The sequence below is a fragment of the Streptomyces sp. NPDC107500 genome (assembly GCF_055582785.1).
In genome coordinates, this window is the sequence record NZ_JBVJPF010000001.1 from 663451 (window position 1) to 675017 (window position 11567).

General features: G+C 71.6%; 9 protein-coding genes and 3 tRNA genes. 4 read left to right on the plus strand and 8 right to left on the minus strand.

What is annotated here, in order from left to right; all coding sequences use genetic code 11:
• Positions 1-120 precede the first annotated feature (120 nt).
• The 4 genes from ACZ67M_RS02875 to ACZ67M_RS02890 form a co-directional block, all read right to left on the minus strand.
• Complete coding sequence (locus tag ACZ67M_RS02875; RefSeq protein ID WP_361355006.1) at positions 121-2049, minus strand: ABC transporter ATP-binding protein; 1929 nt, start codon at positions 2047-2049, stop codon at positions 121-123.
• Positions 2049-3782, minus strand: a complete 1734-nt coding sequence (locus ACZ67M_RS02880) for an ABC transporter ATP-binding protein (RefSeq protein WP_467320236.1) — start codon at positions 3780-3782, stop codon at positions 2049-2051. Before ACZ67M_RS02880 ends, ACZ67M_RS02875 begins: the two co-directional genes overlap by 1 nt.
• A 138-nt stretch (positions 3783-3920) precedes the next feature.
• The gene (locus ACZ67M_RS02885) at positions 3921-5375 is read right to left on the minus strand and encodes a xylulokinase (protein ID WP_361355011.1); all 1455 of its coding nucleotides are present in this window, start codon (positions 5373-5375) and stop codon (positions 3921-3923) included.
• 55 nt (positions 5376-5430) lie between these two features.
• Positions 5431-5736 (minus strand): YtxH domain-containing protein, encoded by a 306-nt coding sequence (locus tag ACZ67M_RS02890; protein ID WP_307011884.1) that lies wholly within the window; start codon positions 5734-5736, stop codon positions 5431-5433.
• 149 nt (positions 5737-5885) lie between these two features.
• Between ACZ67M_RS02890 and ACZ67M_RS02895 the strand changes: the two genes are divergently transcribed.
• The 3 genes from ACZ67M_RS02895 (at position 5886) to ACZ67M_RS02905 (ending at position 6299) form a co-directional block, all read left to right on the plus strand.
• A tRNA-Asn gene (locus tag ACZ67M_RS02895) sits at positions 5886-5958 on the plus strand.
• A gap of 5 nt (positions 5959-5963) precedes the next feature.
• A tRNA-Asn gene (locus ACZ67M_RS02900) sits at positions 5964-6036 on the plus strand.
• 189 nt (positions 6037-6225) lie between these two features.
• Positions 6226-6299: transfer RNA gene (locus ACZ67M_RS02905), tRNA-Ile, on the plus strand.
• Positions 6300-6491: 192 nt separating this feature from the next.
• Here ACZ67M_RS02905 and ACZ67M_RS02910 read toward each other — a convergent pair.
• Positions 6492-7046 carry a DUF6328 family protein gene (locus ACZ67M_RS02910; RefSeq protein WP_469849317.1) on the minus strand — a complete coding sequence of 185 codons (555 nt, stop codon included), beginning with the start codon at positions 7044-7046 and terminating at the stop codon, positions 6492-6494.
• 187 nt (positions 7047-7233) lie between these two features.
• Between ACZ67M_RS02910 and ACZ67M_RS02915 the strand changes: the two genes are divergently transcribed.
• Complete coding sequence (locus tag ACZ67M_RS02915) at positions 7234-8076, plus strand: RNA polymerase sigma factor SigF (RefSeq protein WP_361355014.1); 843 nt, start codon at positions 7234-7236, stop codon at positions 8074-8076.
• Between the two features lie 100 nt (positions 8077-8176).
• Here ACZ67M_RS02915 and ACZ67M_RS02920 read toward each other — a convergent pair whose 3' ends face one another.
• The 3 genes from ACZ67M_RS02920 to ACZ67M_RS02930 all read right to left on the minus strand — a co-directional run bounded on the left by ACZ67M_RS02920 (position 8177) and on the right by ACZ67M_RS02930 (position 11516).
• Positions 8177-8809 carry an ANTAR domain-containing protein gene (locus tag ACZ67M_RS02920; RefSeq protein WP_361355017.1) on the minus strand — a complete coding sequence of 211 codons (633 nt, stop codon included), beginning with the start codon at positions 8807-8809 and terminating at the stop codon, positions 8177-8179.
• 177 nt (positions 8810-8986) lie between these two features.
• Entirely contained in the window at positions 8987-10423 is a 1437-nt protein-coding gene (locus ACZ67M_RS02925; protein WP_469849319.1) for a GAF domain-containing sensor histidine kinase, read from the minus strand.
• 43 nt (positions 10424-10466) lie between these two features.
• A complete protein-coding gene (locus tag ACZ67M_RS02930; RefSeq protein ID WP_125494646.1) occupies positions 10467-11516 on the minus strand; it encodes a rod shape-determining protein in 1050 nt (349 codons plus the stop codon).
• Positions 11517-11567 lie beyond the last annotated feature (51 nt).

Below are 11567 nucleotides of genomic sequence, written 5' to 3' on the forward strand. Positions count from 1 at the left end.
CGCTCCGGTGTGCGGGCGTCGGCCGGACAAGGGGATTGTCCCGCTCCCTACCAATATGAGGGGATTGGGGGCAGATCTCATCCGGACGACACCCACGGAGCCCCGAGGGGGCCGGACGGGCTACTCCACCTCGGCCACCGCCTGCGCGAACTGCGCCCGGTACAGCCGTGCGTACGCCCCGTCCGCCGCGAGCAGCGCCGTGTGCGTGCCCTGCTCGACGATCGACCCGTTCTCCATCACCAGGATCGTGTCGGCGTCCCGGATCGTCGACAGCCGGTGCGCGATCACGAACGAGGTCCGCCCGTGCGCCAGCTTGGCCATCCCCTTCTGGATCAGCACCTCGGTACGGGTGTCCACGGACGACGTCGCCTCGTCGAGGACCAGGATCACCGGGTCGGACAGGAACGCCCGCGCGATGGTGATGAGCTGCTTCTCACCGGCGCTCACCCCCGAACCCTCGTCGTCGATCACCGTGTCGTAGCCGTCGGGCAGCGTCCGCACGAACCGGTCGGCGTGCGCGGCCCGCGCCGCCTCCTCGATCTCCCCGCGCGTGACCTTCCGCGACGCCCCGTACGCGATGTTCTCCGCGATGGTGCCGCCGAACAGCCAGGTGTCCTGGAGCACCATGCCGATGCCGGCCCGCAGCTCGTCCCGCGACATTTTCGCGATGTCCGCACCGTCCAGCGTGATCCGGCCGCCGGACACCTCGTAGAACCGCATCAGCAGGTTGACCAGGGTCGTCTTGCCGGCCCCCGTCGGTCCGACGATGGCGACGGTGTGACCCGGCTCCACCTTCAGTGACAGGTCCTCGATCAGCGGCTTCTCCGGGTCGTACCGGAAGGACACCTGCTCCAGCGCCACCCGCCCGCGCAGGTCCTCGGGCCGGGTGCCCGGGATCGGGTCCGCCGACTGCTCCTCGGCGTCCAGCAGCTCGAAGACCCGCTCCGCCGAGGCCACACCCGACTGCACCAGGTTCGCCATGGACGCCACCTGCGTCAGCGGCATGGAGAACTGCCGGGAGTACTGGATGAAGGCCTGCACGTCACCGATGGACAGCGAACCCGAGGCCACCCGCAGGCCGCCGACCACCGCGACCAGCACGTAGTTCAGGTTGGACACGAACATCATCAGCGGCTGCATGATGCCGCTGTTGAACTGCGCCCTGAACCCGGCCTCGTACAGCTCCTCGTTCTGCTCGGCGAACTGCTTCGCCGATTCCTCCTGCCGCCCGAACACCTTCACCAGCGCGTGCCCGGTGTACATCTCCTCGATGTGCGCGTTCAGCTGCCCCGTCGTACGCCACTGCCGCACGAACTGCGGCTGCGACCGCTTGCCCACCCGGGTGGCCACCACGAACGACAGCGGCACGGTCACCAGCGCGACCAGCGCGAGGATCCAGGAGACGTAGAACATCATCGCCAGCACGCCGATGATGGTGAGCAGCGAGTTGATCAGCTGGCCCATCGACTGCTGGAGCGTCTGCCCGATGTTGTCGATGTCGTTGGTCGCGCGGCTCAGCACCTCGCCGCGCTGCCGCTTGTCGAAGTAGGACAGCGGCAGCCGCGACAGTTTCGTCTGTACGTCCTCGCGCAGCCGGAACATGGTGCGGTTGACCGCCCGGTTCACCAGCCGGGTGGCGACCGCCATCAGCAGCCCGGCCACCGCGAACACGGCCAGCGCCACCAGCAGCACCCGGCCCACCGCGTCGAAGTCGATGCCCTGGCCCGGGGTGAAGTCGGTGCTGCGGAGCATGTCGGCGATCTGGCCGTCCCCGCGCTCCCGCATGGACTCAAGGACCTGCTCCTTCGTGGCCCCGGACGGCATGTCCCGCCCGACGATGCCCGCGAAGACCAGGTCGGTGGCCCGGCCGAGGATCTTCGGCCCGACCACGCTCAGACCGACGCTGAGGACGATGCAGCCCACCAGGGTGAACAGGGTCGCCCGCTCCTGCCGGAACCGGGCGACGAGCCGCTTGCCCGACCCCTTGAAGTCCATCGAACGCTGGTCGGGGCCGCCCCCGGCCATCATGCGACCCGCTGGCCCGGCCATCAGGCGGCCTCCGCTTCCGTCAGCTGGGAGAGCACGATCTCCCGGTAGGTCTCGTTGTCCGCCATCAGCTCGTGGTGCCGGCCCACGCCGACCACCCGGCCCTCGTCCAGCACCACGATCCGGTCGGCGTCCCGGATGGTCGCCACCCGCTGCGCGACGATCACCACGGTCGCCTCGGCCGTCTCCCGGCCCAGCGCGGCCCGCAGCGCCGCGTCGGTGGCGTAGTCGAGCGCGGAGAAGGAGTCGTCGAAGAGGTAGATCTCCGGCCGCTGGACCAGCGTCCGGGCGATGGCGAGCCGCTGCCGCTGGCCGCCCGAGACGTTGGTGCCGCCCTGCGCGACCGGCGCGTCGAGACCGCCCTCCAGCCCGGAGACGAACTCCTTGGCCTGCGCCACTTCCAGGGCGTGCCACAGCTCCTCGTCCGTGGCGTCCGGATTCCCGTAGCGCAGATTGGTCGCCACGGTGCCCGCGAAGAGGTACGGCTTCTGCGGCACCAGACCCACGACCTTGGCCAGCACCTTCGGATCGACGGTCCGTACGTCCACCCCGTCCACCAGCACCTCCCCGTCGGTGGCGTCGAAGAGCCGGGGGACCAGCCCGAGCAGGGTCGACTTGCCGCTGCCGGTCGAGCCGATGACGGCGGTCGTCTCGCCCGGCCTGGCGACCAGCCCGATGTTCCTGAGCACCGGCTCCTCGGCCCCCGGGTAGCGGAAGCCCGCCCCGCGGATCTCCAGATGCCCGTGCCGGCGCAGCTCGGTGACCGGCGCCACCGGCGGCACCACGCTGCTTTCGGTGTCCAGGACCTCCTGGATGCGCTCGGCGCACACCTCCGCGCGCGGCACCATCATGAACATGAAGGTGGCCATCATCACGGACATGACGATCTGCATCAGATAGGCGAGGAACGCGGTCAGGTCGCCGATCTGCATCCCGCCGCTGTCGATCCGGTGGGCGCCGAACCACACCACGGCGATCGACGACAGGTTCACCACCGTCATCACCACCGGGAACATCAGCGCGAGCAGGTTGCCGGTGCCCAGCGCCACCTCGGTCAGGTCGGTGTTGGCCTTCCGGAAGCGCTGCTGCTCGTACTCGTCCCGCACGAAGGCGCGGATCACGCGGTTGCCGGTGATCTGCTCGCGCAGCACCCGGTTGACGGTGTCCAGCCGCACCTGCATCGCCCGGAACAGCGGGCGCAGCTTCCGCACGATCAGCGTGACGCAGACCGCCAGCACCGGCACCACCGCGACCAGCACCCCGGACAGCGGCACGTCCAGACCGAGCGCCATCACGATGCCGCCGACGCACATGATGGGCGCCGACACCATCAGCGTGAACGTCATCAGGGCCAGCATCTGGACCTGCTGGACGTCGTTGGTCGTCCGGGTGATCAGCGAGGGCGCGCCGAAGCCGCCCAGCTCGCGCGCCGAGAAGGACTGCACCCGGTCGAAGACGGCACCCCGCACGTCCCGGCCGAGGGCGGAGGCCGTGCGCGCGCCGTAGTAGACGGCGCCGATGTTGCACACCACCTGGGCCAGGGAGATGCCGATCATCACGGCGCCGTAGCTCAGGATGTAGCCCGAGTCCCCCTTCACGACACCGCTGTCGATGATGTCCGCGTTCAGGGTCGGCAGGTACAGCGACGCGCAGGTCTGGAGGAACTGAAGCGCCACCAGCAGGACGATGGGTTTCTTGTAGGGCCTGAGATGGGTCCGCAAAAGTCGTATGAGCACGCTGGGTCTCTCGGGGTCGGCGACGGAGGCAGGTGGTTGCCCCTGGCCCCTATCGTCGGACACCCGACCCGCGTTACCTCAACCGATTAACCCAAGAGCGCGGCAAATTCCGGCCTACGGGCGCCACCGCGCCCCGCGTCAGGTACGCAGCGCCCCGGGGTGGGTCTGCTCGCGCACCGAGACGAACTGCTGCCGCACCGCCTGGCCCACCGCCAGTTCCTCGCCGGGCTCCAGCACCTGGGCCACCGCGCCCTGCCAGACGGGCGGGGTGCGCGGGTCCAGCGTGCCCTGCGACGCGCCCAGCGCCCAGGCCGCCTGCCGGGCCGAGCCGATCGCCGCGTAGTCCGCGGGCTGCGGCACGACGACCTGCGTCCCGAACAGCGCGGGCGCCGCCGCCTGGACGGCCGGCAACTCGGCCGCCGCGCCCAGCAGGAAGACCCGGCGCACGTCCACGCCCCGGCCGCGCAGCACGTCGAGGGCGTCGCCGAGACCGCACAGCATCCCCTCGAACGCGGCCCGCGCCAGGTGCTCCGGCCGCATCGACTCGCGCCTGAGGCCGGCGAGGGTGCCGGCGGTGTGCGGCAGGTTCGGCGTCCGCTCGCCCTCCAGGTAGGGGAGCAGCACCAGCCCGTGCGAGCCGGGCGTCGACTTCATCGCCAGCTCGGACAGGCTCTCCAGGTCCGGCACGCCGAGCAGCTCGGCGGCGCCGCGCAGGGTCCGTACGGCGTTCAGGGTGGTGACGACCGGCAGGTGCATGCCGGTGGCGTCGGCGAGGGCGGTGATCATCCCGGACTGGTCGACGAGCGGCTCGGTGTGCACGGCCATCACGGACCCGGACGCGCCCAGCGACACCACGGCGTCGCCCAGCCCGATCCCGAGCCCGAAGGCGGCGGCCTGGGTCTCGCCGGTACCGGCGGAGATCAGCAGCCCCTCCGGTGTCGTGCCGGCGGCCTCGGCCGGGCCGATCACCTCCGGCAGCATCACCTGGTGGCCGAGCGCCAGCTCGACCAGGTCGGGCCGGTAACCGCCGGTCGCCGCCGACCAGTAGCCGGTCCCGGAGGCGCCGCCCCGGTCGGTGGTCCGCCGGACCGGCCGTCCGAGCAGCTGCCACACCAGCCAGTCGTGGGCCTGGAGCAGGACGGCGGTGCGCGCGGCTGCGTCCGGCTCGTTCCGCGCCAGCCAGCGCAGCTTCGTCACCGGCTGCGCGGCCTGCGGCACCGAACCCACGGCCTGCGCCCACGCCTCACGGCCGCCGAGCCCGTCGATCAGATCGGCCGCGGCCACCTGTGCGCGCTTGTCCCCGCCCACCATGGCCGGGCGCACGGTGTTGCCCTGCGCGTCCAGCGGCACCACGGAGTTGGCCTGCGCCGACACGCCGATGGCCTGCACGCCCTCCAGCAGTCCGCCGCCGGCCGCTTCTCCGAGGGACAGCAGCCAGGCCTGCGGATCGACGTCTGCGGGCCGGCCCCCGCCCTCGGGGCTCTCCAGCGGGTGCGGCGCGTAGCCCTGGCGCAGCACGGCGCCCGTGTCCGAATCGCAGACGACGATACGAGTGAAATCGGGCGAACTGTCCAACCCGGCGACTATCCCCATGCCCGAAATTCTGCCGCACCGGGAGACGTGGCCGTACCCGGTGGGGGCTTGCGTCTCAGGTGTTGCTGGTGCCCCAGTCGTCCGGGCCGGTGCCGTTCGTGCTGCGTTCCCGCAGGGAGCGGACCCGCTGGGCCACCGAGTCGGGCATCCGGTCACCCACCTTGTCGCTCACCACGTGGTACGCCTTGTCCGCGAAGTGCCGCCCCTGCTGGGCCGCCGACTCGGCGGTGTTGCGCACCGCCGGGTTCTGCGCGACCTGCCGCGCGGACTTCCGCAACTGCTCGTAACGCTCCCGCCCGGCCTTCGTGCCGAGCACGTATCCCGCCGCCAGTCCGACGACGAACGTGAGCCGGTAACGCATGGCTGCCACCCTTCTCTTCGCTGGCTCCGTGGTGCCGGAGAGTACCGATTGGCGGAGCACCCCCCTGCTTGCGCTAATGTATGTGTCGCAGCGAGCGCGCGCCCCCTGGCGAATACCCAGGTCGACGCGTTCGATGCGACACGAGACTTTCCTCGGTAGCTCAATTGGCAGAGCAGCCGGCTGTTAACCGGCAGGTTACTGGTTCGAGTCCAGTCCGGGGAGCTCGGTCCTCCGTAGCTCAATTGGCAGAGCAGCCGGCTGTTAACCGGCAGGTTACTGGTTCGAGTCCAGTCGGGGGAGCACGGTGAACGAGGACCCCTCAGGGGTCCTTTTTCATGTCTCCTTCCATGTCCCGGGAACCACGCGGCACGCCGCGGAGTCCTCAAGGTCATGAAGGCGTCGCGGCAGCCGACCATCCGAGGCAGGAGATCGTATGAGCGGCTATGCTGCGGCAGACGGCGCGCACACCTGTACGCGACACGCCGCTATGGGGCGGTAGCTCAGCCGGTTAGAGCAGCGGACTCATAATCCGTCGGCCGTGGGTTCGAGTCCCACCCGCCCCACTCCTGCCCTCTCGGGCAAAATCGTTCTGACCTGCGTCGGAGCGTTCAGCGTCGGACTCCGCCACCGGGCCCGCGGCCGATTCTCCCCGCACTGCGGCCGCAGACCGTTCGTGCCGCGCCGGAAGATCGCCCGGACGGAGTCACCCGGACCGCACCGGCCTCTGCCACTACGCGCGCACGGGTGCCGCCCTCTCATGCCGGCTCATCGCGGGCGGAGCGTCGGCGGAGCCAGACAGGCAGCCCGTACCAGCACAGGGCGAACCACAACATGACGCCGCCGACCAGCAGTTCGGCGAGCAGGCCCGGCACGACGACGTGGAGGAGAAGCAGCAGCGTGCCGCCGATCGTCAAGGCGAGAAGCACCAGTCCGCAGACCATCAGCCGGCCCGCGACCTCGACGATGTGGTTCTTCATGCGCTGCCCGGCCAGGAGCCGGTGTATGGACACCGGCGCGATCAGCGCCCCGGTGCCGGAGGCGCCGAGTATCACGGTGATCACGTACACCACGTGATCGAAGGTCTCCAGCTTGTGGAAGTACGGCGTGAAGGCCACGCTGAGCAGGAATCCGAAGAGGATCTGCACACCGGTCTGCGCGACCCGCGTCTCCTGAAGGATCTCGTTCCATCTGCGATTCAAGCGTTCTCGTTCCGGCTCTCGACGCTCCGGGACCGTGTGATGGCCCGGCTCACGGCAAGAGGGGCAGTCGGGCTGCGGTGCACTGGACGGCGACTGGTCGGTCATGGTCATGGCATCCTCCTCGTCAGAGAACCCCCGCATGCCCGCCTGCGCCGAGTTCACGTCACGCCGGACCACCGCACGCGTGACGCCGCCGGCGAATCCGGAGCGCGGAGGCATACGGGGCGACGGACGGGGCAAGCGCAGGTGCGTCGGCGCGAGCCGACGGCCACAGGGGCGGTTCATCGGGAGGGAAGACGTGACAACGACGACCGTAGAGACTGTTGAGTGCTCCACCGGGTTGCCGGAGATCGCCGACCCGTCGAAGGTGGCGCCCAGGGACGCGCGGGAGTTGTCGCGGCTGTTCTTCGACCGGCTCTCGAAGCTGGAGGAGGGCACGCCCGAGTACCAGTACGCACGCAACACGCTGATCGAGATGAACATGTCCCTCGTCCGCTTCGCGGCCGCCAGGTTCCGCAGCCGCGGGCCGGAGGAGATGGAGGACATCGTCCAGGTCGGCATGATCGGTCTGATCAAGGCCATCGACCGGTTCGAGCTGGCCCGCGAGGTCGAGTTCACCTCCTTCTCCGTGCCGTACATCGTCGGCGAGATGAAGCGGTTCTTCCGGGACACCTCTTGGGCCGTGCACGTGCCCCGGCGTTTGCAGGAAGCGCGTACGCAGCTGGCCCGGGCCACCGAGGAGCTGAGCAGCCGGCTGGGCCGCACCCCCACCACCAAGGAACTGTCCGAGCTGATGAGCCTCCCGGAGGACGAGGTCGTGGAGGCGCGTCTGGCGTCCAACGGCTACAACTCGTCGTCCCTGGACGCGGCCATCAACGGCAGCGAGGACGGCGAGTCAGCCCTCGCGGACTTCATCGGCGCCGATGACACCGCGCTCAGCCTGGTCGAGGACTTCCACGCGCTCGCTCCGATGATCTCCGAGCTGGACGAACGCGACCGGCAGATCATCCACTGGCGGTTCGTCGACGAGCTGACGCAGAAGGAGATCGGCGAACGCCTGGGCGTGTCCCAGATGCACGTCTCCCGTCTCATCTCGCGCCTGCTGGCACGGCTGCGCGAGGGCATGCTCACCGAGAGCTGATCCGCCTGCCGGTCCCGCCCCTCGAGGTCCCTCTCCCGGAGCGGCGACCGGCTTCGGCCGGTGCTTCCTCGCCACGGTCGCGGAGCCGGCCCGCGCGGTGTCAGCGGGCGAGCCTGGACAGGGCCGTGCGCAGGGCCGCGCGTACCTCCGGGGGTGGCGGCGGGCCGTCGTTCTCGGTGCCCGCCGTGACCGCGGCGGCGACATCGCGCAGCTTGGTGTTGGAGAGCTGGGAGGCCTCCCGGAGGATGTCCCAGGCCTCGTCCGAGGTGCAGGCGTGCAGGGCCATCAGTACGCCCCGCGCCTGGTCGATGACCGGACGGGAGGCGATCGCCCGGCGCAGCTGGTCGACCTCCTCCTCCAGGACGTGCAGCCGCTCGGCGACGGTGGTGGAGCGCAGCGGGTCGGTGGTGTCCAGACCGGCCAGCTCCAGGACGCGCAGCGGCTGGCCCCGCCAGTTCGCCGTCGTCGCCGGCACCGCCTCCCGGTGGCTGTAGCCGCCCAGCAGGTCGAGGAAGCGCAGCCCGCCCGGGTCCATGAACTCCACGTCGGCCATGTCCAGGTCGAGCCGGGAGAAGCCGGCCGGCAGCGCGGCCAGGGCCTCGGCCAGGATGTCCGTGCACCCGTGGACCAGTCGGCCGCGCGCGACGAGCAGCGCCCGCCCGGCGGTCACCCTGCCGTCGATGACCAGAAAGGCCGGCCGCCCCGCCAGACGCGGTGGTGCCGTTGAGGTCATGTCACCGCCTTGTCCGTCCATGTCGGCCACCGACAGTCCTGGGCGGACGTTCGCGACGTCGCTCAGTCCCCTTCGTCGTGGCGCCTGCCCGCCGTACGGCCGACTACACCCAACGCCGGGGAATGAGCGGCCGAAGAGAGGGTAAAGGCAGTGCCTTCGCGCCCCGGGGCCGCGCGGTCACAGTGGCGACCACCAGGTCGCCGTCGTGCCGTCCGCCGGGTGCCCGGCGCCCTCCTCGCGCTCGCCGTCGTCGAAGACCGCCAGCCGTACGCCGTCCCGGCCCCCGGCCGCCGCCGCGCCGGTCACGTCCACGGTGACCTCGACCCGGGAGACGGCCGCGCGGGCCGTCGCTTCGGTCAGGGCGCGGCGCAGGGCGGTGAGCAGGTGTCCGGCCACCCGCTCGGGTACGCGGGTGTCGACGGCGCCCCTGAAGTGGGTGGACGGGGCGAAGCCGAGCCGGGCGGCGGCGGCCGCGGTCTCGCGCAGGACCCGGCCGCGCAGCCCCGTCGGCGGCTCGGCCGGCGGCTGCTGGAGCGCGAAGATCGCCGTACGGACCTCCTGAACCGTGGACCGCAGCTCGTCCGCCGCCCGCGCGAGGATGTCCCGCACGTCCTCCGCGCCGTCCCGGCGCTGCGTCGACTCCAGCATCATCCCGGTGGCGAACAGCCTCTGCACCACCAGGTCGTGCAGGTCCCGCGCGATGCGGTCGCGGTCCTCGAAGACCGCCAGCCGCTCCCGCCCGCGCCGTGCGTCGGCCAGCACCAGGGCGAGCGCGGCCTGCGAGGCGAACTGGGTGGCGAGCCGCCGCTCCAGGTCCGTGTACTGGCGTTCGCCGCGCCGGCGGGGCAGGGCGAGGGTGCCGATCAGCCGGCCGTTCGCCTGCAACGGCAGCATCATGCTCGGCCCGAACCGGTGCCGTACGCGCGTCGTCATCCGCGGATCGGTCGCCGAGTCGGTGAGGAAGACCGGCTCGCCGCCGAGCAGTTGCTCCAGGACGGGGCTGCCGGGCGCGATGGTGGCGCCGACGATGCCGCCCGGGTCGTCGGGCGTCGACGCGGTCACGATCTCCATGCCGCCCTCGGCGGTCGGGTGGAGGATGACGCCCGCGGAGGCGTCGGCGAGCAGCCGGGCCCGCTCGGCGACCGTCGTCAGCGCGTCGTCGGCACCCTCCTCGGTGAGCAGCGCCGTGGTGACGGCCGCCGCGCCCTCGATCCAGCGCTCGCGCTGCCGTGCCGTCTCGTACAGCCGGGCGTTGCCGATCGAGATGCCGGCCTGTGTCGCCAGCACCCGCACCAGTTGCTCGTCCTCGACGGTGAAGGGTCCGGCGTCCGGCCTGCCCGCCAGCCGCAGCTCGCCGAACTCCTCGTCGCGCACGTGGACCGGCACCCGCAGCCGGGGCGCCGTCGCCGCCAGCGGTTCCGGGCCCGGGGTGCGGATCTCGGCCAGACCGTCCCGGCCGGGGTCGAGCATCACCAGGGCCGCCCGGTCGGCGCCGGTCAGTTCGGCGGCCCCGTCCACGAGGTGCTGGAGGGTGCCGCGCAGGTCGAGGTCGGTGCCGACCGCCAGGACGGCTTCGAGGAGGCGGGTCAGTCGGGGAGCGTGCCGCGCGGTCATGCCGTCCGTGTCCCTCGGCGTCCTCGGATCCCTCGGCGGCGGGTCAGTCGGCCGCGGCCGGCTGGAGCGAGATCGGCTCCACCCGGCCCTCCAGCATGCTGCCGAGCCCCTGGACCGCGCACACGTCGGGCCGCTCCGCGATGTGCACCGGCATGCCCGTGGCCTGACGCAGCATCTGGTCGAAGCCGGGCAGCAGCGCGCTGCCGCCGACCATCATGATCCCCCGGTCGGCGAGGTCCGCGACCAGGTCCGGCGGGCAGTCCCGCAGCACCCGTCCGATCCCGTCGAGCACGGCGGTCAGCGGTGTCTGGATGGCGTTGCGCACCGACGCGGTGTCGACCTGCACCGAGCGCGCGAGGCCGGTCGCCACGTCCCGGCCGTGGATCTCGGTGGACGCCGGTCCCTGCGGGGTCAGCCCGTTGCCGGACAGGGTCAGTTGCAGCGGACGTACGGACTGGCTGGGCAGCACCAGCTCGTGCTGGTGGCGCAGGAGCTGCACGATCGCGTGGTCCACGGCCTCGCCGCCGACCGGGATGCGGGCGGCGGTCACGATCGAGCCGAGGGAGAGCACGGCGACCTGGGTGGCGTGCGCCCCGCACACCATGATCATGGTCGCCTCGGGCTGCTCCACGGGCAGTCCGCACCCGACGGCCGCGGCGATCAGCGTGTCGACCAGCTCCACGCGGCGCGCGCCGAGTCCGACCAGCGTCTCGATCGCCGCCCGCTGCGCCAGCGGATCCGCGTCGTGCGGGGTGCAGGCTGCCGCGCGCAGCCGGGGCTTGCGGCGCAGGGTGCGGCGGATCTTGTCGCCGAGCAGGTGCCGCAGCATGCGCTGGGCCATCTCGATGTCGACGACCGTGCCGCCGGACACGGGCCGCACGACCCGGATGTAGCCGGGGGTGCGGCCGGTCATCTTCTCCGCGAACTCCCCGACCGCGATGAGCGCGCCGGTGCGGGTGTTGACCGCGGCGGCGGAGGGCTGGTCGACGACGAGCCCGGCACCCTTCACGTACACGCGGGTCCGTGCCGCGCCCAGGTCGACGGCGAAGTGGCAGCGGCGCAGCTGCTCCAGACTGGCGGTACTGGCGGTCATGGCGGATCCTCCCGAGAGCGCGACCGTGCGGCCGCCCGGAGGGCGGCCTTG